General features: G+C 60.2%; 26 protein-coding genes. 13 read left to right on the top strand and 13 right to left on the bottom strand.

The annotated features are described in order from the left end of the window. From ACQ4MY_RS26675 to ACQ4MY_RS26650, 6 genes are all read right to left on the bottom strand, one after another. Window positions 1-1,266, bottom strand: coding sequence for an ABC transporter permease (locus tag ACQ4MY_RS26675; RefSeq protein ID WP_008081862.1), 1,266 nt, complete (start codon window positions 1,264-1,266; stop codon window positions 1-3). 1 nt (window position 1,267) lies between these two features. Next, window positions 1,268-1,978 (bottom strand): ABC transporter ATP-binding protein, encoded by a 711-nt coding sequence (locus tag ACQ4MY_RS26670; protein WP_440096996.1) that lies wholly within the window; start codon window positions 1,976-1,978, stop codon window positions 1,268-1,270. A gap of 140 nt (window positions 1,979-2,118) precedes the next feature. After that, window positions 2,119-2,718 (bottom strand): DUF2796 domain-containing protein, encoded by a 600-nt coding sequence (locus ACQ4MY_RS26665; protein WP_440096995.1) that lies wholly within the window; start codon window positions 2,716-2,718, stop codon window positions 2,119-2,121. 158 nt (window positions 2,719-2,876) lie between these two features. After that, window positions 2,877-3,443 (bottom strand): hypothetical protein, encoded by a 567-nt coding sequence (locus ACQ4MY_RS26660; RefSeq protein WP_008081856.1) that lies wholly within the window; start codon window positions 3,441-3,443, stop codon window positions 2,877-2,879. After that, window positions 3,440-4,054 carry a hypothetical protein gene (locus tag ACQ4MY_RS26655; RefSeq protein ID WP_440096994.1) on the bottom strand — a complete coding sequence of 205 codons (615 nt, stop codon included), beginning with the start codon at window positions 4,052-4,054 and terminating at the stop codon, window positions 3,440-3,442. Before ACQ4MY_RS26655 ends, ACQ4MY_RS26660 begins: the two co-directional genes overlap by 4 nt. A gap of 48 nt (window positions 4,055-4,102) precedes the next feature. Continuing rightward, window positions 4,103-4,507, bottom strand: coding sequence for a PAAR domain-containing protein (locus ACQ4MY_RS26650; protein ID WP_440096993.1), 405 nt, complete (start codon window positions 4,505-4,507; stop codon window positions 4,103-4,105). Window positions 4,508-4,641: 134 nt separating this feature from the next. Between ACQ4MY_RS26650 and ACQ4MY_RS26645 the strand changes: the two genes are divergently transcribed. After that, on the top strand, window positions 4,642-5,001 hold the full coding sequence (locus ACQ4MY_RS26645) for a hypothetical protein (RefSeq protein ID WP_440096992.1): 360 nt from the start codon (window positions 4,642-4,644) through the stop codon (window positions 4,999-5,001). A gap of 113 nt (window positions 5,002-5,114) precedes the next feature. Here ACQ4MY_RS26645 and trxA read toward each other — a convergent pair whose 3' ends face one another. From trxA to ACQ4MY_RS26630, 3 genes are all read right to left on the bottom strand, one after another. Continuing rightward, window positions 5,115-5,987, bottom strand: a complete 873-nt coding sequence (gene trxA / locus ACQ4MY_RS26640; RefSeq protein WP_440096991.1) for a thioredoxin — start codon at window positions 5,985-5,987, stop codon at window positions 5,115-5,117. A gap of 198 nt (window positions 5,988-6,185) precedes the next feature. Next, window positions 6,186-6,839, bottom strand: coding sequence for a class I SAM-dependent methyltransferase (locus ACQ4MY_RS26635; RefSeq protein ID WP_440096990.1), 654 nt, complete (start codon window positions 6,837-6,839; stop codon window positions 6,186-6,188). Next, complete coding sequence (locus ACQ4MY_RS26630; RefSeq protein ID WP_008081849.1) at window positions 6,836-7,300, bottom strand: hypothetical protein; 465 nt, start codon at window positions 7,298-7,300, stop codon at window positions 6,836-6,838. Before ACQ4MY_RS26630 ends, ACQ4MY_RS26635 begins: the two co-directional genes overlap by 4 nt. Window positions 7,301-7,428: 128 nt before the next feature. On the opposite strand from ACQ4MY_RS26630, the gene nrdR reads away from it, so the two are divergent. The 12 genes from nrdR (at window position 7,429) to ACQ4MY_RS26570 (ending at window position 16,386) form a co-directional block, all read left to right on the top strand. Continuing rightward, complete coding sequence (gene nrdR / locus ACQ4MY_RS26625) at window positions 7,429-7,893, top strand: transcriptional regulator NrdR (protein ID WP_007910946.1); 465 nt, start codon at window positions 7,429-7,431, stop codon at window positions 7,891-7,893. Beyond that, complete coding sequence (gene ribD, locus ACQ4MY_RS26620) at window positions 7,890-9,023, top strand: bifunctional diaminohydroxyphosphoribosylaminopyrimidine deaminase/5-amino-6-(5-phosphoribosylamino)uracil reductase RibD (protein WP_440096989.1); 1,134 nt, start codon at window positions 7,890-7,892, stop codon at window positions 9,021-9,023. The genes nrdR and ribD overlap by 4 nt, the downstream gene beginning before the upstream one ends. A 47-nt stretch (window positions 9,024-9,070) precedes the next feature. Continuing rightward, complete coding sequence (locus ACQ4MY_RS26615) at window positions 9,071-9,748, top strand: riboflavin synthase (RefSeq protein WP_440096988.1); 678 nt, start codon at window positions 9,071-9,073, stop codon at window positions 9,746-9,748. Between the two features lie 16 nt (window positions 9,749-9,764). Beyond that, window positions 9,765-10,856, top strand: a complete 1,092-nt coding sequence (gene ribBA, locus ACQ4MY_RS26610) for a bifunctional 3,4-dihydroxy-2-butanone-4-phosphate synthase/GTP cyclohydrolase II (protein WP_008081846.1) — start codon at window positions 9,765-9,767, stop codon at window positions 10,854-10,856. A gap of 235 nt (window positions 10,857-11,091) precedes the next feature. Continuing rightward, complete coding sequence (gene ribH, locus ACQ4MY_RS26605; protein ID WP_003228649.1) at window positions 11,092-11,568, top strand: 6,7-dimethyl-8-ribityllumazine synthase; 477 nt, start codon at window positions 11,092-11,094, stop codon at window positions 11,566-11,568. Beyond that, window positions 11,565-12,065 carry a transcription antitermination factor NusB gene (nusB, locus tag ACQ4MY_RS26600; RefSeq protein WP_034153728.1) on the top strand — a complete coding sequence of 167 codons (501 nt, stop codon included), beginning with the start codon at window positions 11,565-11,567 and terminating at the stop codon, window positions 12,063-12,065. The genes ribH and nusB overlap by 4 nt, the downstream gene beginning before the upstream one ends. A gap of 18 nt (window positions 12,066-12,083) precedes the next feature. Continuing rightward, window positions 12,084-13,049 carry a thiamine-phosphate kinase gene (thiL, locus tag ACQ4MY_RS26595; RefSeq protein ID WP_440096987.1) on the top strand — a complete coding sequence of 322 codons (966 nt, stop codon included), beginning with the start codon at window positions 12,084-12,086 and terminating at the stop codon, window positions 13,047-13,049. Further along, the gene (locus ACQ4MY_RS26590) at window positions 13,046-13,549 is read left to right on the top strand and encodes a phosphatidylglycerophosphatase A family protein (protein WP_440096986.1); all 504 of its coding nucleotides are present in this window, start codon (window positions 13,046-13,048) and stop codon (window positions 13,547-13,549) included. Before thiL ends, ACQ4MY_RS26590 begins: the two co-directional genes overlap by 4 nt. 37 nt (window positions 13,550-13,586) lie before the next feature. Then, window positions 13,587-14,330 (top strand): substrate-binding periplasmic protein, encoded by a 744-nt coding sequence (locus ACQ4MY_RS26585; RefSeq protein WP_440096985.1) that lies wholly within the window; start codon window positions 13,587-13,589, stop codon window positions 14,328-14,330. A 222-nt stretch (window positions 14,331-14,552) separates the two neighbouring features. Continuing rightward, on the top strand, window positions 14,553-15,170 hold the full coding sequence (ribA, locus tag ACQ4MY_RS26580) for a GTP cyclohydrolase II (RefSeq protein WP_008081835.1): 618 nt from the start codon (window positions 14,553-14,555) through the stop codon (window positions 15,168-15,170). Continuing rightward, a complete protein-coding gene (locus ACQ4MY_RS26575; protein ID WP_008081834.1) occupies window positions 15,167-15,586 on the top strand; it encodes a hypothetical protein in 420 nt (139 codons plus the stop codon). Before ribA ends, ACQ4MY_RS26575 begins: the two co-directional genes overlap by 4 nt. Then, window positions 15,586-16,386 (top strand): cobalamin-binding protein, encoded by an 801-nt coding sequence (locus ACQ4MY_RS26570; protein WP_440096984.1) that lies wholly within the window; start codon window positions 15,586-15,588, stop codon window positions 16,384-16,386. The genes ACQ4MY_RS26575 and ACQ4MY_RS26570 overlap by 1 nt, the downstream gene beginning before the upstream one ends. A gap of 132 nt (window positions 16,387-16,518) precedes the next feature. On the opposite strand, the gene ACQ4MY_RS26565 is transcribed toward ACQ4MY_RS26570, so the two are convergent. The 4 genes from ACQ4MY_RS26565 to ACQ4MY_RS26550 form a co-directional block, all read right to left on the bottom strand. Continuing rightward, a complete protein-coding gene (locus ACQ4MY_RS26565) occupies window positions 16,519-18,405 on the bottom strand; it encodes a TonB-dependent receptor domain-containing protein (RefSeq protein WP_440096983.1) in 1,887 nt (628 codons plus the stop codon). A 140-nt stretch (window positions 18,406-18,545) separates the two neighbouring features. Continuing rightward, window positions 18,546-20,444: a 1-deoxy-D-xylulose-5-phosphate synthase gene (gene dxs / locus ACQ4MY_RS26560; protein ID WP_440096982.1), complete on the bottom strand. Its 1,899-nt coding sequence runs from the start codon at window positions 20,442-20,444 to the stop codon at window positions 18,546-18,548. Between the two features lie 91 nt (window positions 20,445-20,535). Further along, window positions 20,536-21,423 carry a (2E,6E)-farnesyl diphosphate synthase gene (gene ispA / locus ACQ4MY_RS26555; protein WP_008081830.1) on the bottom strand — a complete coding sequence of 296 codons (888 nt, stop codon included), beginning with the start codon at window positions 21,421-21,423 and terminating at the stop codon, window positions 20,536-20,538. Continuing rightward, entirely contained in the window at window positions 21,420-21,662 is a 243-nt protein-coding gene (locus ACQ4MY_RS26550; RefSeq protein ID WP_003228627.1) for an exodeoxyribonuclease VII small subunit, read from the bottom strand. The genes ispA and ACQ4MY_RS26550 overlap by 4 nt, the downstream gene beginning before the upstream one ends. Window positions 21,663-22,183: the final 521 nt, after the last annotated feature.

Here is a 22,183-nt window from a genome sequence, read left to right as displayed (position 1 = left end):
TCATAAACGGATCGACAGGCCATCGGCCAGGGATTGGCGATACGCACGCCAGGCCGGCACGCTGCCCATCAGCAGCGCGGCCGCCAGAATGCCACCGAGCAGCGTCCATTCATACTCGCTCGGCCATGCCAGCGGCAGGAACAAACCGTAATTGGCTTGCACGTAACCCTGCGCAGCGGCGATGCCGATGTACAGCAATGCCAGACCTGCGATGACGCCGGTCAGCGCCAAAGCAAACGCTTCCAGCACCAGCAGACTCGCGATGTGCCACGGCCTTGCGCCGACCGAACGCAGAATCGCCATCTCGCGGCGGCGTTCGTTGAGGCTGGTGAGAATCGCCGTGAGCATGCCGATCAATCCGGTCAGCACCACGAACAACGACACCACGAACAACGCTTTTTCAGCGGTGCTCATCAGGCTCCACAATTCCTGCAACGCCACGCCCGGCAGGATCGCCAGCATCGGCTCGCCACGGAATTCGTTGATCTCGCGTTGCAGCGCAAAGGTGGAAATCTTGCTGTTGAGACCGAGCATGAATGCGGTGATCGCTTGTGGCGTCAGGTCCATATTGCGCGCCTGATCAGCGCTGATCCGCCCATTGCCTCGGGCCGGCACGCCGTTGTGCCAGTCGATGTGAATCGCCTCCATGCCACCGAGGCTGATGTGCAACGTGCGATCGACCGGGGTGCCGGTGCGCTTGAGAATGCCGACCACGGTGAACGGTTTGTCATCGTGTTTGACCAGACTGATCGCCGCCACGCCGTGGGCCAGCACCAGTTTGTCGCCGAGCTTGTAATGCAGCGCATCGGCCACTTCAGCGCCGAGCACCACTTCAAACGGATCGGTGGCAAATGCACGACCGTCGGCCAGTTGCAGATGCTGCTGGCGACCGTACTGGTAATGCTCGAAATAGGCCTCAGTGGTGCCCATCACCCGGTACCCGCGATGGGAGTCGCCGAGGGACATCGGGATCGCCCACTTCACTTTCGGGTTGTTGGCGAAATGTTCGAAGCTGTCCCAGCGAATGTTGTTGGTGGCGTTGCCGATGCGGAACACCGAGTACAGCAGCAGGTTCACCGAACCGGAGCGCGCGCCGACAATCAGGTCGGTGCCGCTGATGGTGCTGGCGAAACTGGCTTTGGCTTCGGTGCGCACCCGTTCAACAGCGAGCAACAGGCACACCGACAGGGCGATGGCGAAAGCCGTGAGTAGCGCGGTGAAGCGACGGTTGGCCAGGCTGGCCATGGCCAGACGAAACAGATACATCTCAGACCTCGGCAGACGTGGCGGCGCGATTGAGTTCGGCCAGGGATAGATGACGGTCGAACAGCGGCGCCAGACTCTGGTCGTGGCTGACGAACAACAGACTCGATCCGGCCTCGCGGCATTCGGCGAACAGCAGGCGAATGAAGTTTTCCCGGGCGTCGTAATCCAGCGCCGAGGTTGGCTCGTCAGCGATCACCAACTCTGGCTGACCGATCAACGCGCGTGCGGCGGCGACCCGTTGCTGCTGACCGATCGACAGCGAATCGGCGCGACGGCTGAGAATGCTTTCATCCTTCAAACCCAAGTGCGCGAGCAGGGTGGCGGCGGCTTGATCAACGCTGCCGTGACGCTGTTTCGCCCGTTGCGCACGCAGTTTGGAGAAGTGGCATGGCAGCTCAACGTTCTCGCGTACCGAGAGAAACGGCAGCAAGTTGAACTGCTGGAAAATGTAGCCGGTGTGATCGACACGAAAGGTATCGCGGGCGCCGGCCGAGAGTTGAGTCAGCTCCTGGCCGAGCAGACGAATGCTGCCACGACCGGGTTTCTGCACACCGCCGAGCAGGCCGAGCAGGGTGGTCTTGCCGCTGCCGCTGGGGCCTTTGAGGAACAGGGTTTCGCCGGCTTCCAGGCGAAACGCCGGGATGTCCAGCAACGGCGGGTGACCGGGCCAGTTAAAGCCCAGGTCGGACAGTTCGATGAGTGCTTGGGTCATGACACCAATTTCATGAGTTTTCATAGCCCCTGTAGGAGCTGCCGAAGGCTGCGATCTTTTGCTCCTGATTTTTTTGAAAGCAAGATCAAAAGATCGCAGCCTGCGGCAGCTCCTACATTGGAATACATGTTTCGGTGTTATCAGAATTTCAGTGAGGCAGCCTTGGCCGTCACTTCGGTCCCTTGCTGGCCGCTGGTGCTGATCAGTTGTACCTGAATTTTCTGCGTCGCCGGGAAGGTCTTGAACACGTTGGCCAGGTCCAGCGTCTTCAACGCGCCCGGTGCCGCGCAGTTGAATTGATAATGCGCGTGGATTTCGCTGTGGTCGTGGTGATGCTCATGACCGTCCTTGTCCGCTTCATCGGCGTCATGATCGTCGGCATCCGGTTTGTCGCCGAACAGCGGGCTCTCCAGCTCCTGACTGACCACTTTGCAGCCAGCAGCGGCTGGCAGGCTGAACAGTGCCAGCGGTTTTTCCAACTGCGCACGGGCGGCGGCGACCTTGGCCTTGTCGGCATCGCTGGTGGCGACGTGTTCAAAACCCACCAGGTTCATCGCCGGGCTTTCCAGCTCCAGTTCCAGAGTCTGACCGTCCAGCGCAGCGTTCAGACGGCCAACGCCGTGTTCGTGCGCGCCGAGGCTGCCGTGTTCATGGTCGTGATCGTGGTCATGCTCATCGGCCGCGTGGGCGATGGCCAGCGGCAACAGGGCAAACGGCAAAGCGAGCAACAGACGACGCATGGCGGTCTCCGGGAAGTAAAGTGAAGAGTTTGTTATGTAATCTTATAACGAAAGTCCGCAGAGTTTGCCCGTGCGTTCCGCTTTGCGCAAGGCATGACTGAGCACCGCCCGGGACAGATTCCGGGGCGGTACATAGATTGGAGGTAATGCTTGTAGAGTCAGAAGCCTGCGCCGGGATAGTCGAACCAGTAATGGCCCGATAGCACATACTTGATCAGATTTGCCTCAAGCACGCTCGCGGCATCGCGAGTGAAGCGCTGGCGCCATGCTGGCAGCCACCAGTAATTGATGGCTGTTCCGCGTGGACGTATTACCACTTTCATGACCTCCTGATCTATTTTGCCCTCTGCATAGAGTTGATGGGTGCGATCCATGAAGGCCATGTATTGGCCTATCGGCAACTGGAACATCAACGCAGTGGTGAAGATTTTTTCACTCTGACTGAACGCCGGGCTTTGTAGTATCTGCAGTGCTTCGCAGGTGTACGGCTTTGGTTGGCCAGCGATTTTTTGGCCTTCAGGAGTAGAAAGTATGTCGAAACGGTCGTCCATATCCCGCCAGTCGATGCGGCTATTGCCCTCAAAATAATTGCGGACCACGGCGGTCAGCGGACCCGGCGCTATGTTTTCGTAGGTACAGGCTGAAAGGTTGGCGGGCGACCAAAATCGCCATGCCACAATCAGTAAAAGTGAAGCAGTCAGGATTATCCAGAAAAGACGTTTCATTGTGGTTTGCTGTATTTGTAGCGTCGGAAGATGGTGAAGTCGTGGTCACCGCGAGCGGCATTGCCCGATGCGATTCGAAAACCGACATCGTTGACTTCTATTTTGTCCCAGCCTGCAGAAATGCAGACACCCTGGGTCAGAACAAAACCTACGTGGCCGCTGGCATCCGTGTAATTGACAGCATAAGCACCGACGTCTCCGGGAAGCGGTGATTTCTCGGCGTTCCAGCTATTAAGCAGTCGGGTTTCGTCTGCCCATTCTCCTGCGGTCGGCGGACTCACTTTGGAATAACCCGGAATGTATTTTGAAGAGCCATGTTCGATCATCGCCACATTGACACCGATTGCGGTCAATACGTCATAGACGAACACATTGCACTTGTTTGATTCCGCCCGGAATTCCACGCTTTTCTTAAGTGTTGGATGCGGTAAAGAGTGTTTAACGTTGTTACCGGCCCATACGGTCGAACCTCGGTGTGAAAGCGCCTCCATCAATATGCGGCGCGGCATATCCTGGATGACCACTTTCACGGTGCGGGTCTCGTTTTTGCGTTTGACCCCGTACTCCACCTCGTAAAAGGTGTCATTGGAAACGGCACCGCTGGTGGACAAAGGCACCTTCACCCACGGTGAAACGGCGACGATCGACAGGGACTTGCCTTAGGTCAGCGTGGCTGTGTGCATCGCCTTCGTCGCTCCCGATGAGCCGACGATCTGAACAGTAACTTCGTGGCTATCGCGGGTTTTTACCGAGGGTAATGTCTTTGAACCCGAGAGTGTGATGCCGGTTTGCCCCTTGTCAGAGATGAGCGAGTAAATGCGAGGCTTGTCATCGTTCTGAATAATGTTGTCGTCGATGATCGATCCATCCACCAGCATCTGAAACTTGATGCCTTTTGGTGGCTGGATCGGACCTTTGCCGGGGCCGCAAACCGGACAACTGGCGAGTTGTCCGATGGAGGCGATTATTTTTCCTTCGATATTGAGGTTTTCATTTCCCTCAAGTACCACACCTCCCGTAGAGGTCGGGCCTCCCTTTGAGGCCAGTTTTCGTCCTGAAGACATTGGGATCCTTCCCGCGAAAAAGAGATCAACGTAGTCGATTACCCAAGAATTACCAGATGCGTTTGGCGCCTTTACTTGGCGTTGCACAAGTCCCGTGGGAGCATGCAGGTCAGAAATGTGCGGGAGCGAACGCAATGTTGCGGATACGTGGAACCGTCGGCGAAGTGCCGGTGGATTTGACTGTTGAACTGGATGACAGTGACTGGGTCAAGCTGGGTTCGGCGCTGAATACGCAGGCGCCGATCGGCCAGTCTGAAGCGGTGGCGTCGGCGCCTGCGGCGAAACCGCTGAATCAGGACGATGCGTTGTGGCAGCTGGCCAAGGATCTGTTGCGCAAGGCCGGGCAGCTCAGCGGGCCGGATCTGCTTGAACAGCTTGAAGGGCTGACCGGCAGCGCGGTGGCGGGCAAGCGCTTGCTGGTGCGCTTGCGCCATAGCGCGGACGTGAAAGTGGTGAGCGGCGGGGATACGCCGCTCTACAGCTGGATCGAGTGAGCCGCTAAAGATCGCAGCCTGCGGCAGCTCCTACATTGGGATCGTGTTCACCGCGCATTTTGCGGATGAACGCTGAACCTGTAGGAGCTGCCGCAGGCTGCGATCTGTTGATCTTAATAAAGTGCAGCAAACATCTTGCGGCGGTAAACACTGACCAGCGGATGATCATTGCCCAGCAACTCGAACACCTGCAGCAAGGTCTTGTGTGGCAAGCCTTCGGCATAATTGCGATTGCGGATAAACAGCTTGAGCATCGCCTCAAGCGCCGCCTCATACTGCTGGCGAGCGAGCTGCTGAATCGCCAGTTGATACACCGCCTCATCATCCTGCGGATCTTTCGCCAAACGCGCTTTCAGGTCGGCGGCATCCGGCAGGTCACGTGCCAGACCGAGGAACTTGATCTGCGCCTTGGCCCCAGCCAAAGCAGCCTTGTGCTCATCGCTCTTGACCGCATCAAGCACGGTTTGCGCTTCGTCCAGCTCGCCGCGTTCAGTCAGGCAGCGCGCGTAGAGGATCAGCGCCTTGGCGTTGGTGTTGTCTTCATTGAGCATCACCACCAGCGCCGCTTCGGCATCGGCGTAACGACCGTCATCGAACAACGCCTGAGCCTGTTCGAACGGATCGGCAGCCGCCGGCGGCGGCATCTGCAAATGCGGCTCCAGCAGTGCGCGCACAGCGGATTCCGGTTGCGCGCCGGCAAAGCCGTCGACCGGTTGACCGTCCTTGAACAGCACTACGGTCGGCAGGCTGCGAATACCGAAACGGGCAACGATGTCTTGCTCGATGTCGCAGTTGACCTTGGCCAGCAGCAATTCGCCCTGATAACTCTCGGCTATGCCTTGCAGCATCGGCATCAACGCCTTGCACGGCGCGCACCAGTCGGCCCAGAAGTCCACCAGCACCGGTTTGTTAAAAGAAGCCTCGATCACCGACTGGTCGAAATCGGCAGTCGTGGCGTCGAAGATGTACGGCGTTTGCTCACTCATGGGGGATCTCGTCAAAGCGTGGATAGGGCAACTATACGGCTTGGCGGGGTGTGGCCGGAAGCGGGGCAGATTTGAGAGGTGTACCGCTAGGCAGGACGCCATCGCTGGCAAGCCAGCTCCCACAGGGTTCTGTGTCGTATACGAAATGTTGGTTCGACTCGGTCACTGTGGGAGCGGGCTTGCCCGCGATGCTTTTGGTTAGCGCCGCGCGTGGTACAGGCTGACATGCCGAAATTCCTCAGGCTCGGCCAGATCCGGCAACGTCATCGCCTCAAGCATTTCAATGCGCTCGTACAACGGATGGCGAAAATCCCTGACCCGCGAATCCGCCACCAACGCCTCGCGGCCACGGCTCAAAAATGCATCGAGCAATGGCAGGTTCGCCCGGTCATACAACACGTCCGCTACCAGAATCAGATCAAAGCGATCTGCCTCGGCAAAGAAATCCGTCGAGTAACTCATCTCTACATTATTCAGCGCGGCATTCGCCCGGCACGCGGCAATCGCCAGCGGATCGAGATCGCAGGCCACCACCTCCAGCGCCCCGGCCTTCACCGCCGCAATCCCGGCAATCCCCGAACCTGCGCCGAAATCCAGCACGCGTTTACCGCGCACCCACTGGGGAAACTCCGCCAGATAACGCGCCACCGCCAGACCGCTGGCCCAGCAGAAACCCCAATAGGGTGGCTCGTGGAGAATTCGCTGAATTTCTTCCTGACTGAATTCGCGATCCATGTTGTCGCCATCGATCAGCCATAGCTGTAAATCAGTGTCCGGCAACGCGCAGACCTTGAGTCTGGCGTCGCCGAGCAATTCACCTAACGCCTGTTGCAGGTCGAGCGGTGCCGTCATGGCGCTTTGACAAATTGCAGTTGGCCCAACGCCTGCGTGGTCGGCTGGGTGATGGTTTGCGACGGCAGATGCAGGATCAACTGGCCGGACTGGCTGGCGCGGCCACGCAATTCAACTCGCGCACCGACCGGAAAGGCCTCGGGGTTGAAGCGCACATGGAACGGCAGGATCTGGTTGTTGCCGATCAGGCTGGAACTGGCGAGCAATTGTTGCGGGCGATCCTTTTCATCGATCACGAGCAACGCCAATTCGACTTCGGCACCGGCCGGCACGCCTTGCAGGGTGCCGCTCAGTTCGCGTTGATAAGCCGGTAGCGGGCCAAGCTCGGCGGCTTCCTTGGCTTTTTTCTGCGCTTGTTGCGGTGCCGGGCCTGGCGTCGGCGGCTGGGGCTTGGGTGCATCGCTGCCACAGGCCACCAGCAGGCTGAAAAGACTGAGCAAAACGAGCGGACGTAACGGCATTGGATGCTCCGGCAAAATGAAATCCATGGATCAAACGATCATGCCGTTCTGTATACCGCAAAGCCTATGGCTTGTCTTGCCACCGGGATGCGCTACCATGGCCCTCCCTTTTTTTGTTGCCAGCCACCATGCACTGTCCCTTCTGCGGTGCCAACGACACCAAGGTCATCGACTCGCGTCTGGTCGCCGAGGGCGAACAGGTGCGCCGCCGGCGTGAATGCCTGGCCTGCGGCGAGCGTTTCACGACGTTCGAGACGGCCGAACTGGTGTTGCCGCGCCTGATCAAAACCGACGGCAGCCGCCAACCGTTCGACGAAGAAAAACTCCGCGCCGGCATGCAACGCGCCCTGGAGAAACGTCCGGTGAGCGTCGAGCGCCTCGAATCCTCTCTGGTTCACATCAAGCACAAGCTGCGCGCCACCGGCGAGCGCGAGGTCAAATCCCTCGTGGTCGGCGAACTGGTCATGGCTGAATTGCAGAAGCTTGATGAAGTCGCCTACATCCGCTTCGCTTCGGTGTACAAGCGCTTCCAGGACCTCAACGAATTCCGCGAAGAAATCGACCGCCTCGCCCGCGAACCGGTGAAGGAATGACCACCGTCGCCGAGCAGGCCATCCTCGACGCGCACTTTATGGCGCGAGCGCTGGAACTGGCGCGCAAAGGTCACTACACCACCCATCCCAATCCTCGGGTCGGCTGTGTGGTGGTGCGCGACGGGCAGATTGTCGGCGAAGGCTGGCATGAACGCGCCGGCGAACCGCACGCTGAAGTCCATGCGCTGCGCGCCGCTGGTGAACTGGCTCGGGGCGCTACCGCGTATGTGACCCTCGAACCGTGCAGCCATCATGGCCGCACGCCGCCGTGTGCCGATGCGCTGGTGAATGCCGGTGTCGCCCGAGTCGTAGCGGCGATGCGTGATCCGAATCCGCAAGTTGCCGGACGTGGTTTGCAGCGCCTGGCCGATGCCGGCATCGCCACCGAAAGCAGTGTGCTCGAAGCCGAGGCGCGCAAGCTCAATCAAGGTTTCCTGAAACGCATGGAACACGGCTTGCCGTTCGTGCGGGTCAAGTTGGCCATGAGCCTCGACGGGCGCACGGCGATGGAAAACGGCGAGAGCCAATGGATCACCGGCCCGGCGGCGCGTTCGGCGGTCCAGCGTTTGCGCGCTCAGGCGGCCGTGGTGCTGACCGGCGCTGACACGGTGCTGGCGGATGGCGCGCGTTTGACCGTTCGCGCTGACGAACTCGGTCTGGACAGCGAGCAAACCGCGCTGGCCATGAGCCGACCGCCGCTGCGCGTGTTGATCGACGGCCGCCTGCGCGTGCCGCTCGATGCACCGTTCTTCAAGGCTGGCCCGGCGTTGGTCGCCACCTGCGTCGCGATCGAAGAGCAATACGCCCACGGCCCAGAATGCCTGATCGTGCCGGGCGATGACGGTCAGGTCGATCTGCATCAATTGCTGATCGAGCTGGCCAATCGCGGCACCAACGAAGTGCTGGTCGAGGCTGGCCCGCGTCTGGCGGGCGCCTTTGCTCAGCTCGGTCTGGTCGACGAGTTCGTGATCTTCATCGCCGGCAAGTTTCTCGGTTCCACGGCGCGTCCATTGCTGGACTGGCCGCTGGCCCATATGAAGGATGCGCCGGAGCTGAAAATCACTGAAATTCGTGCGGTCGGCGATGACTGGCGAGTCACTGCCATCCCTGTCCGTTCGGCGAGCGTATAATTCCCGGCCATCGTTATTACGCTGGCTTAGTTCTCAAGGAGAACCCCATGTTTACCGGCATCATCGAATCCATCGGCAGTATCCGCGCACTGACCCCAAAGGGCGGTGATGTGCGGGTCCACGTCGCCACCGGCAAGCTCGACCTGAGCGACGTCAAACTCGGCGACAGCATCGCGGTCAACGGCGTGTGCCTGACTGCCGTTGAACTGCCGGGCGACGGCTTTGCCGCCGACGTCAGCCGTGAAACGCTGGACTGCACCGCCATGAATGACCTGAAAAGCGGCAGCCCGGTCAATCTGGAAAAAGCCCTGACCCCGACCACCCGTCTCGGCGGGCATCTGGTCAGCGGCCACGTCGACGGTGTCGGCGAAATCGTCTCGCGCTCCGACAATGCCCGCGCCGTGGAATTTCGCATCCGCGCGCCGAAAGACCTGGCCAAGTACATCGCCCATAAAGGCTCGATCACCGTCGACGGCACCAGCCTGACCGTGAACGAAGTCGATGGCGCCGAGTTCATGCTGACGATCATTCCGCACACCCTGAGCGAAACCATCATGGCGTCGTACACGCCAGGTCGCCGGGTGAATCTGGAAGTCGATTTGCTGGCGCGTTATCTGGAGCGTCTGCTCTTGGGTGACAAGGCTGCGGAGTCCGGCTCTTCACAAAAGCCTGGTGGCACGATCACTGAAAGCTTTCTGGCCGCCAACGGCTATCTCAAATCCTGACTGAAGGGGGTGCCTTGTGGCGCTCAATAGCATCGAAGAACTGGTTGAAGACATCCGCCAAGGCAAGATGGTCATCCTCATGGATGACGAAGACCGCGAGAACGAAGGCGACCTGATCATGGCCGCCGAATGCTGCCAGGCCGAACACATCAACTTCATGGCCAAGCACGCCCGTGGCCTGATCTGCATGCCGATGAGCCGCGAGCGCTGCGAACTGTTGAAGCTGCCACTGATGGCGCCGCGCAACGGTTCCGGTTTCGGCACCAAGTTCACCGTCTCGATCGAAGCCGCCGAAGGCGTCACCACCGGCATCTCCGCCGCCGACCGTGCGCGCACCGTGCAAGCTGCGGCCGCCAAAGACGCCAAGGCTGAAGACATCGTCAGCCCCGGCCACATCTTCCCGCTGATGGCTCAGGCCGGCGGCACCCTCGCTCGCGCTGGCCACACCGAAGCCGCTTGCGACCTCGCGCGCATGGCCGGTTTCGAGCCGAGCGGGGTGATCTGCGAAGTGATGAACGACGACGGCACCATGTCCCGTCGCGCTGAGCTGGAAGCCTTCGCCGCTGAACACAACATCAAGATCGGCACCATCGCCGACCTGATTCACTACCGGATGATCCACGAACGTACCGTTCAGCGGATTGCCGAGCAGCCACTCGACAGCGAACTGGGCCAATTCAACCTGGTGACCTATCGTGATTCGGTGGAAGGCGACGTGCACATGGCGCTGACCCTGGGCACTGTTTGCGCCGAAGAGCCAACGCTGGTTCGCGTGCACAACATGGATCCGCTGCGCGACCTGTTGATGGTCAAGCAACCGGGCCGCTGGAGCCTGCGCGCCGCGATGGCTGCGGTTGCCGAGGCGGGCAGCGGTGTGGTGTTGCTGCTCGGTCACCCGCTCGATGGCGACGTGCTGCTGGCGCATATCCGTGAAACCGGTGATCAGCCAGCGCCGAAAAAACCGACCACCTACAGCATCGTCGGTGCCGGTTCGCAGATCCTGCGTGACCTCGGTGTGCGCAAAATGCGCCTGATGTCTGCGCCAATGAAATTTAATGCGATATCCGGTTTCGATCTGGAAGTTGTAGAATACGTGCCCTCCGAATAATGACCGGTCGTTTCCGGCATTGTTGACATGGATTCTTGTGGTGAGGGGATTCATCCCCGACGGGCTGCGCAGCGGCCCCTGTTTTGGGACTGCTGCGCAGTCCATCGGGGATGAATCCCCTCGCCACAAGGGTGCAGTCGAGTAGCAATGCGGGTTTTTCCGGCCATGTGTTCGTGGCTAATATCACTGAGGGATGCGTACGAAACGCGTCCCGGCTCTTTAAGAGAACTGACGAATGACCCTGAAGACCATCGAAGGTACCTTCATCGCCCCTAAAGGCCGCTACGCTTTGGTAGTGGGCCGCTTCAACAGCTTCGTCGTTGAAAGCCTGGTCAGCGGTGCAGTTGACGCCCTGGTTCGCCACGGCGTGAGCGAAAGCGACATCACCATCATCCGCGCACCTGGCGCCTTCGAAATCCCGCTGGTTGCGCAGAAAGTCGCCCAGAAAGGCGAGTTCGCAGCAATCATCGCCCTGGGCGCGGTCATTCGTGGCGGTACTCCGCACTTCGAATACGTGGCCGGCGAATGCACCAAGGGTCTGGCCCAGGTGTCCATGGAGTTCGGCGTGCCGGTCGCTTTCGGCGTCCTGACCGTTGATTCCATCGAGCAAGCCATCGAACGTTCCGGCACCAAGGCCGGTAACAAAGGTGCCGAAGCTGCCCTGTCCGCTCTGGAAATGGTCAGCCTGCTGGCACAGTTGGAGGCCAAGTGATTAGCGACGAAAGCGATCGTTTCAACCCGCGCGAGCCGCGTCCAACCGACGCCGGCAAGCCTTCGAAAAGTGAAAAGCGCCGCGCTGCCCGTCAGTTGGCGACGCAAGCGCTGTACCAGCGCCACATGGCCAGTACTTCGCTGAACGAAATCGAAGCGCAGTTTCGCGTCGACAACGATTTCACCTTCGCCGATGCCAGCTACTTCCACGACATCCTGCACGGTGTTCCGGCCAGTCTGACCGAGATCGACACTGCGCTGGCGCCGTGCCTGGACCTGACCATCGAAGAGCTGGATCCGGTTGAACTGTGCGTACTGCGCCTGTCGACCTGGGAACTGCTCAAGCGCGTCGACGTGCCGTATCGCGTTGTGATCAACGAAGGGATCGAACTGGCGAAAGTCTACGGTTCCACCGACGGTCACAAGTTCGTCAACGGCGTGCTCGACAAACTGGCCCCGCGCCTGCGTGAAGCTGAAGTGAAGGCGTTCAAGCGCTGAAACGCGCTTGATACTTCAATGGGCGAGTTTGAGCTGATCCGCAACTTCTTCGCCGCCGCGCCTTGTGCGCAGGGCGGCGAAGGCGTTGCTCTCGGGATCGGCGATGACTGCGCCTTGCTCGCTGTTCCTTCCGGGGAACAGCTGGCGATTTCCACCGATACGCTGGTGGCCGGTGTGCATTTCGCCGACCCCTGCGATCCGTTTCTGCTCGGTCAGCGCTCGCTGGCCGTTGCGGTCAGCGATCTGGCCGCCATGGGCGCCACGCCCGTTGCCTTTACCCTTGCCCTGACTGTGCCGACGGTGACCGCCGATTGGCTGCAAGCCTATGCCCGCGGTTTGAACCGCATGGCGCAGAGCTGCGGTGTCGCGCTGGTCGGCGGCGATACCACGCGCGGGCCGTTGAGCCTGACTGTCACCGTGTTCGGTCGTATTCCTGCCGGTCAGGCCTTGACCCGCAGCGGCGCGCAGCCGGGTGACTTGCTGTGTGTCGGCGGAGAGCTGGGCAATGCTGCCGGTGCCTTGCCACTGGTGTTGGGCCAGCGTGAGGCCGAGCCAGAAATCGGTCAGCCGCTGCTCGATCATTACTGGTCGCCACAACCGCAACTCGCGCTCGGTCAGGCCTTGCGCGGCAAAGCCACGTCGGCGCTGGACATCTCCGATGGCCTGCTCGCCGATTGCGGGCACATCGCGCTGGCGTCGAAGGTTCGGCTTGAGATTGAACGCGAGCGTGTACCGCTGTCGGATGCTTTAGTGGCGTTTCTCGGCCAGCGTGGCGCCGAACGTGCAGCGCTCAGCGGCGGCGATGATTATGTGTTGGCCTTCACCCTGCCGTCCGTCGAGTTGCCAGCGTTGCTGGCCAATGGCTGGCCGATCCACGTGATCGGTCGTGCGGCAGAGGGGCAGGGCGTGGCGCTGCTGGATCGTGACGGGCGCGACATCACCCCGCAAATCCGGGGTTATCAACATTTTCAGGAGTCACCGTGACAGACCACCCGAAACAGGTTCCGGGCGAATTCGTACCGCCATCGGTGTGGCGCAATCCCTGGCATTTCATTGCCTTCGGTTTCGGTTCCGGCACCTTGCCGAAAGCACCGGGCACGTGGGGCTCGTTAGTTGCGCTACCCTTTATCCCGTTGTGGCAGATGTTGCCCGACTGGGGTTACTGGCTGATGCTCGGGATCACCATGCTGTTCGGCTTCTGGCTGTGCGGCAAAGTGGCCGACGACCTGCGGGTACACGACCACGAAGGCATCGTCTGGGACGAAATGGTCGGCATGTGGATCACCCTGTGGCTGGTGCCGGAAGGCTGGTACTGGTTACTTGCGGGTTTCCTGGTGTTCCGTTTCTTCGACATTCTCAAGCCTTGGCCGATCCGCTGGGTTGACCGGCATGTGCATGGCGGCTTTGGCATCATGCTCGACGATGTGCTGGCCGGTGTGTTCGCCTGGCTGGCCATGCAGGGCCTGGTGTGGACTTTCGCCTGATTCCAAGGGATATCAGGGTCAAGTGAGGTATTTACGGATGGCGCGACGCTGGTGGGCGGTAGTGTTTCTTGCTTTGCTGGGCTCTGTGGCCAGTGCGCAGGACGCTGCGCCGACGCCTGCAGTCATCCATCTGGCCAGCGAAGACTGGGAAGACTACACCGCCGCCGATGGCCATGGTCTGGGTTGGGATGTATTGCGCAAGGTGTTCGAGCCGGCGGGGGTCAAGCTGGATATTCGCACGGTGCCGTACACCCGTTCGGTGGGGCTGGTGCAGTTGAAGGAAGTCGACGCGCTGGTCGGCTCCTACCGCGACGAAGCCGAGCAAGTGCTGTATCCGCAGTGGAATTTCGATTCCGACCATATCTACGCATTGGGCCTGGCGAACAACCCATCGCCCACCCAGGCGACGCTGGGCAAGTATCGACTGGCGTGGGTGCGTGGCTATCGTTACGAAAATTACCTGCCGAACATCAAGCGCTACAACCAGATCGAGCGCCGCACCGGCATTCTCTCGATGCTCAAGCAGGGGCGGGCGGATTACTACATCGATGCGCTGACCGAGATTGAAGCGGTGGTGAAAACGGCGACGGATCCGACGCAGTATCGCTATTCGCACCTGGCCGAGTTGCCGCTGTTTCTCGGGTTTGCCGACACTCCGCAGGCCCGGGCCTTGATGGCGCTGTATGACCAGCGCATGGAGCAACTGGTGAAGAGCGGCGAGCTGAAGCCGATCTTCGAGAAGTGGAAGCAACCCTACCCCTTCGCCACAAATCCCCTGTAGGAGCTGCGGCACGCTGCGATCTTTTGATCTTGATTCTAAAAAACAGATCAAAAGATCGCAGCCTCGTTTCACTCGACAGCTCCTACAGGGATCCATGTTGTCCGGGTAGTTATCAAACTTTTTGATCGTTATGCCCGATAATTCAGCCTAAGCGCCGGTAGGAACCTGCTGTTACAATGCCGGCCTGCGAATTTTCAGACTCTTTAGATCAGGAGCACACCGGTGCCTGTCGTCTTTGTCGCCGCTTCCAAGCTGCCAACGCCTTTTGCGCAATTCACCATGCACGGTTTTCTCGATGAAGCCACCGGCCGCGAGCACGTCGTGCTGAGCCTGGGTGAGTTTGCCGACGGTGCCCCGGTTCTCGGCCGTTTGCACTCCGAATGCCTGACCGGCGACGCCTTGTTCAGCCAGCGTTGCGACTGCGGCTCGCAACTCGAAGGCGCACTCAAAGCCATCGCCCGCGAAGGCCGTGGTGTGTTGCTCTACCTGCGTCAGGAAGGTCGTGGCATTGGCTTGTTGAACAAGATCCGCGCCTACGAATTGCAGGACGGCGGTGCCGACACCGTTGAAGCCAACGAGCGTCTGGGTTTCGCCGCCGACCAGCGCGATTACGCCATGTGCCTGCCGATGCTTGAGCATCTGGGCGTGAAATCCCTGCGCCTGATGACCAACAACCCGCGCAAGGTCAAAGCCTTGACCGACATGGGCATCACCGTCGCCGAGCGCGTGCCGCTGCACACCGGCCACAACCCGCACAACAAACTGTACCTGGCGACCAAGGCCAGCAAGCTCGACCACATGATGGGCAACGAGCATCAGGGCGAGGTTGATCGCGCGTGACCCGTGGTCAGGTGCGACGCCGATTGTCAGTCGCCTGGTGGAAATACCTGGCGCTGGCGTTGGTGCCGCTGTTCGTCCTCAATGCGCTGTTCGGGCAGGACGAGGGGATTTTACCGGTGTTGGCGATGCCGCTGTTTATTGCCGGCGTGGCGTCGATGTTTGTCAGCCTGAAGTTTTTCGGCCGCTACAAGCATGCCCTGATCGCCACGCAAAAAGCCCTTGATACTCCTGAAGAGCCCGACGCATGGATTGCCCTCGCGGCGAACCGTCGTTCGGCGTTTCTCGCGGCAGCCTTGCCGGCCTGGATCGGCGCACTGGCGGTATTCGTCGGTCTCGAAGCGGTGCCGTTGATGCTGCTGGCGCTGTCCACCGCCGTGCTGTTTTACCTCTACCGTATCCCGCGTCAACTCGGCTGATGCGCCGTCTCTGGCTGGCGGTTCTGCTGCTGGCCGTCAGCGGCTCGGTGCTGGCAAACCTGCGGGTGGTCAGCCTGGCGCCGTCGCTTTCTGAAATCGTTGTTGAACTGGATTCTGCAGACCTGTTGGTCGGTGTGCTGGATGCCGGTGAACGCCCGGCTGAAATTGCCAACGTTGCATCGGTCGGTCGTTATGGCCAGCTCGACGTGGAACGGTTGCTGAGCCTCAAACCTGATTTGTTGTTGCTCTTGCCCGGCAGCGTCGGCCCGGCGCAGCGTGATCAGTTGAAGCGCCTGGGCATTCCGACTTTCATCGCCGAACCGCATTCCCTTGATCAGCTTTCTGCGCAGATTGAAGCCATTGCCGCGCAATTGGGTCGACCTGAGCGTGGGCTGAAGCTGGCGGCGGAGCTGCGGCAAAAACTCGCCGAGCTGCGCCAAAGCTATCACCGGGAAGTGCCGTTGCGGGTGTTTTATCAGGTGTGGGACAAGCCGCTGTATACCGTCGGTGGCGGGCAGATTATCAGCGATGCGCTGGAAGTGTGCGGGGCGCGCAATGTGTTCAGCGATCTGACCTTGCCTGCGCCGCAAGTCAGCATCGAATCAGTGTTGCAGCGTGATCCCGAAGTGATTCTGGCCAGCGACCAGTCCCAGCTCAACGCCTGGAAAAACTGGCCGCAGGTCGCCGCTGTAAAACAGCAGCATTTACTGCTGATCACCGACAAAGGCCTTGAACGCCCCAGCGGCCAGATGATCGACGCCACCGCCAAGCTCTGCCAACTCATCGCAACACACCAATAACCCCTGTAGGAGCTGCCGAAGGCTGCGATCTTTTGACTTTGCTTTGTGGCTGAGTCGGAATTGCCGAAGATCAAAAGATCGCAGCCTGCGGCAGCTCCTACAGGGTGTCGGGGGATATCCAGATGCGCGGTCTTAGCGGATTTCGGGTGTCCAGGTGACACCAAACATCCACACACGACCTTCCTCGCGATAACCGTATTGGCCGCCGTCATAGCTGTAATTCGCCCGGCTGTAACCCTTGTCGAAAACGTTATCGACCTTCAGATCCAGCTTGATCTCGCGGTTCAACGCCCAACTGCTGCGCAATCCGAATAACGCATAACCACCCAACGGATTTTCGTTTTTCAGATCGTCATAACTACTGCTCACCGCCTGCCAACTTGCACCGACGCCGATCTGGTCAAACTGGCGATCCAGATCCCAGCTCAACGTCCGCCGCGCACGTCGTGCCAAGGTATACCCGCTATCACGATCGCGGGGGTCGATGATCGACACGCCAAGGTTGCTCTGCCAATCGAACAGTTCCTGTTTCAGCGCCGCTTCGAAACCGTTGATTCGCGCTGAAGCGACGTTCTCCGGACGTGAATTGCTGCCGAATATGATTGCGTCTTGCAGATCCGTACGGTAAATCGACGCTTCCAGACGGCTGCTGTCGCTCAACTGACTGCGCCATTGCAGCTCATAGCTTTTCGAGGTTTCCGGTTTCAGATCGGGGTTGCTGAAATCCGGGTAATACAAGTCGTTGAACGTTGGCGCGCGGAAGCCTTCGCTGTAGCTGAGCAGCAGGTCGTTATCCGGGTTCAACGGCAACGTGAACGTGCCGCTCCAGGTGTTCTGGCTGCCGAACTGCTGATTGTCATCGTGACGCAGACCCAGCTCGGTGGAGAAGCTGTCAGCCTGATAACGATGCTGGATGAAGGCGGCGCGGTTCCAGCGGCTGTCCTCGTCGAACGCGGTGCTGCTGTTGACGCGATCCTCGTACCAGTCACCGCCGAGGATCAGGCTGTTGCGCGAATTCAAGGTCAGGTCGTTCTGCCAGTTCACCGAGTCGCGATAGGTGTTGAACACCGTGCGCTCGTCACTGAGTTTATCCAGGGTCTTCTCGCGGTTCTCGGTATGGCCGAACTCGACGCGGGTTTTCCACAGGTCGTTGACCCGTGCGTCGAAGTAGCTGCTGATGCTGCTGACGTTGAAATCGCTGTAAGGCTGCTGTTGGTAGGATTGACCCGTCACGACGTCATATCTACCGAACGGGCTGTCAAACTCGCTCTTGCCACGGTTATCGAGCAGATTGGCGCCGATCTCAATGTCGTCGGTCAACGCATGGCTGAGGCTCAGGCTGACGGATTTGTTGCGGTAGGCATCGTGATCGCTATCGCTTGGATACGATTCGTGCGTGCGATCAATCCCGGCGGTTTCATCGAGGCTGGCGCCGAGGTTGAAACGGGTTTTTTCATCGCCGCCGGACAAACCGAGGCTACGCTCCCAAGTCTGGTTGCTGCCGAAACCGACGTGCATGCGTGGCTGAAGACCTTGCTCGGTACCGCGTCGGGTGAAAATCTGAATCACCCCGCCAATCGCATCGCTGCCATAAATCACCGAACGTGAACCGCGCAGCACTTCGACGCGCTCGATCTGTTCGATGTTCAGGTGTTGCAGATTGCTGTCGCCGGACGTCGAGTTGCCGATGCGCTGGCCGTCGACCAGCACCAGGCTTTGCGCCGACTGTGTGCCACGAATATAAACGCCCGGCAGACTGCCGCGCCCACCGGTTTGCGCCACTTGCACACCCGGCACGCGACGCAGCAAGTCCGGCACGTCGCTCGGTTGCAGGCGGTCGATGTCTTCGCGGGTGAACACGGTGTTGGCGGCGCTGCTGTCATTGCGCGCTTCAACCTGACGGTTGGCGGAGATCAGCACATCCGGCAGCTTCAGCGCCTGATTGCGCTCGAAGGTGTCGGCGAGGGCATTGGCGGACGGCAGCAGGAAGAAAGGCAGGGCGAGGCGCGAGAGTTTCATGGCAATCCATGGCTTATGCAAAACCCGGTAGGAGCTGCCGAAGGCTGCGATCTTTTGATTTTGCTTTTTTGGAAGGTCTGGAGCCGCCGAGAAGCAGGATCAAAAGATCGCAGCCTTCGGCAGCTCCTACAGGGGAACGCTTAGCGGTTGAGCAATTCCAGGCGCTGACGAATCGACGCTTCGATCCCGGCCTCATCCAGCCCGCACTCGGCCAGCATCTGCGCAGGTTTGGCGTGCTCGACGTAGATATCCGGCAAGCCCAGGTGCAGCATCGACTTGAGGATATTCTCGCGGGCGAGAAACTCACTGACCGCGCCACCGGCGCCGCCCATGATCGCGTTCTCTTCAATCGTCACCAGCAACTCGTGGCTGCCGGCAATCTCGCGCACCAAGGCTTCATCCAGCGGTTTGACGAAACGCATGTCGACCACCGTGGCATCGAGCGTCTCGGCGACTTTCAGCGCTTCGGCCAATTGCACGCCAAACACCAGCAGGGCGACTTTGCTGCCCTGACGACGGACGATGCCCTTGCCGATTTCGATCGGCTCGAGATCCTTCTCGATGGTCGCATTCGGGCCGCTGCCGCGCGGATAACGCACCGCCGCCGGGCCGTTGTAGAGGTGGCCAGTGGTGAGCATTTTGCGCAGTTCGTTTTCATCGCTCGGGGTCATGATGACCATGCCCGGAATGCAGCGCAGGTACGACAGGTCGAAGCTGCCGGCGTGGGTCGGGCCGTCTTCGCCGACCAGACCGGCACGGTCGATGGCGAACAGCACGTCAAGGTTCTGCACCGCGACGTCATGCACCAACTGGTCGTAACCACGCTGCAGGAACGTCGAGTAGATTGCCACCACCGGTTTCGCGCCTTCGCAGGCCATGCCGGCGGCGAACGTCACCGCGTGTTGCTCGGCAATCGCCACGTCGAAGTAGCGCAGCGGGAAGCGTTCGCTGAACGCCACCAGGTCCGAGCCTTCCTTCATTGCCGGGGTGATCCCGACCAAGCGCGGATCTGCTGCGGCCATGTCGCACAGCCACTCGCCAAACACTGCCGAATATTTCGGCCCGCTGGCAGGCTTCGGCGCAGCGGCTGGAGCGTCCAGGGGTTCAAGTTTGGTGATGGCGTGGTAACCGATCGGGTCGACTTCCGCCGGGGCGAAGCCTTTGCCCTTTTTGGTGACGATGTGCAGGAACTGCGGGCCTTTGAGGTCACGCATGTTGCGCAGCGTGGCGATCAGGGTCGGCAGGTCGTGGCCGTCGATCGGGCCGATGTAGTTCCAGCCGAGCTCTTCGAACAGGGTGCCGGGGACCAGCATGCCTTTGGCGTATTCTTCGGTGCGACGGGCGATTTCCCACGCGCCGGGCAGGCGCGACAGGACCTTTTTGCTGCCTTCACGCATGCTCGCGTAAGTGCGGCTGGAAAGGATCTTCGCCAGATAATTCGACAGACCGCCGACGTTGCGCGAGATCGACATGTCGTTGTCGTTGAGGATCACCAGCATGTTGGCGTTCACTTCCGGCGCGTGGTTCAGCGCCTCGAAGGCCATGCCGGCGGTCAACGCGCCATCACCGATCACGGCAATCGCCTTGCGATCACTGTTTTGCAGGCGGGCGGCAATCGCCATGCCCAGCGCAGCGCTGATCGAGGTGCTGGAGTGGCCGACGCCAAAGGTGTCGTACTCGCTCTCGGCGCGACGCGGGAAGGCAGCGATGCCGTCCTTCTGGCGCAGTGATTCCATGCGCTCACGGCGACCGGTAAGGATCTTGTGCGGATACGCCTGATGACCAACGTCCCACACCAGCCGGTCATCCGGCGTGTCGAAGACGTAATGCAGCGCGATGGTCAGCTCGATCACGCCCAGGCCGGCACCGAAATGCCCACCGGTCTGACCGACCGTGTAGAGCAATTCCAGGCGCAACTCATCGGCCAGGGTTTCCAGCTCGGCTTCGCCTAACCGGCGCAGGCCGTCCGGCGTATTCGCGCGGTCGAGCAGGGGCGTGGTCGGGCGCTTGCGGGGAATCTCATGAAACGTCGTGGGCATCAGGCGAATCGTTATAGGTATAGAAGATGCGGCAGTTTACCTGATGCATCGCCCCCTGCCCACGCGTTGGTCTTTTTTGGCGGATTCGCCGTCAGCTGCGGCGCTCGACGATATACCGGGCCAGCTCGCGCAAGGGCTCGGCTGCCGCGTCAAACGGTCGCAGGGCATGCAGGGCCTGATCGCGCAGTTCCAGCGCGTAGGCTTTTGCCGCATCGAGACCGAGCAGGGCCGGATAGGTCGGCTTGTCCCGGGCAATGTCGGCGCCCTGGCGTTTGCCGAGGGTTGCGGTATCGCTTTCGACGTCGAGGATGTCGTCCTGCACCTGAAAAGCCAGGCCGATGGCCTGTGCATAAGTCTGCAAGGCGCGCAGTTCGTCCGGCTCGGCACGGCCGCTGGCCAAGGCGCCGAGTTTGACGCTGACTTCGATCAGCGCGCCGGTCTTGTGCCGGTGCATCTGTTCGAGGGCTTTTTGATCGAGCTTGAGGCCGACCGAACCCAGGTCGATGGCCTGGCCGCCAACCATGCCTGCCGGGCCCGCAGCCTGCGCAAGCGCGGTGACCATTTGCAGGCGGATATCGCTGCTGCAATCGCTCAGGCGCGGATCGAGCAGGGCGCTGAACGCCAGGCTCTGCAAACCATCACCGGCAAGAATCGCGCAGGCTTCATCGAATTTTTTGTGAGTAGTCGGCTGACCACGACGCAAATCGTCGTCGTCCATCGCCGGCAAATCGTCGTGCACCAGCGAATAAGCGTGGATCAACTCGACCGCGCAAGCGGCGCCGTTGGCTTGCTCAGCCTTGCCGCCGAGCGCTTCGCACGCCGCATAGGCGAGCAGCGGACGCACGCGTTTGCCGCCGTTCATCACGCTGTAGCGCATGGCTTCGTAAAGCCGCGCCAGTTCCGGCAGCGGCGCATTGAACAGGGTTTCCAGCGCCGCGTTGACCCGGCCCTGGCTGGTCGCCGTGTACGCTGCAATCATTCTGGCTGTTCCGCGTCGAAGGGTTCCTCGGCGAGTTCGCCATCGCGCTCCAGCAGCACTTGCACCTTCTGCTCGGCTTGCGCCAGCGCTGCCTGGCAATCACGGGTCAGACCGATGCCCTGCTCGAAAGCGGTCAGCGAGTCTTCCAGCGACAATTCACCGTTCTCCAGACGCTCGACCAATGTTTGCAGGTCGGCGAGGGACTGTTCGAAATCCAGTGCAGCTTTTTTGCGGGCCATGGCGGCGATTTCCGGTTGACGTTAAACCGGCGCGACACTAGCAGATAGGGGGTTTATGGGCAAATGAGCGGGGCGATGCCAGCGACAACGAGTGATCCCTGGTGCAGAACAAGAATCCCATCTGAATACAAGGATCTCCTGTGAGACCAAAGATCTCGTGTGAGAACAAAGATCCCTGTGGCGAGGGGATTTATCCCCGATGGGCTGCGTAGCAGCCCCAAACCTATATATGTGTATCTTCAGGTCTATCAGGTCAGCTCACATTGCGACTGCTACGCAGCCGATCGGGGATAAATCCCCTCGCCACAGGATTTGTGGTGATTCAGGCTTATTCGGCTCATTTTGTGAGCCGAATAACCGCTCTATTCGGCTCACATCCCTCAAAAGGCACGTTTCCTACAGCTATCGCACCTGTATCCGATTGTTAAAAAGCCACCAAATGGCTAATCTTCGCGCCTTCTACGACCCGATAGTCACGGGTCTTTCAGACGAAACGCAGTTTCACCGCTGTGAAGTACCGA

It is taken from the genome of Pseudomonas sp. SM4 (genome assembly GCF_051913165.1).
Classification (GTDB): domain Bacteria; phylum Pseudomonadota; class Gammaproteobacteria; order Pseudomonadales; family Pseudomonadaceae; genus Aquipseudomonas.
Note: the sequence above shows the minus strand (reverse complement) of the source record. Positions and strands in the feature narration are given on the sequence as shown.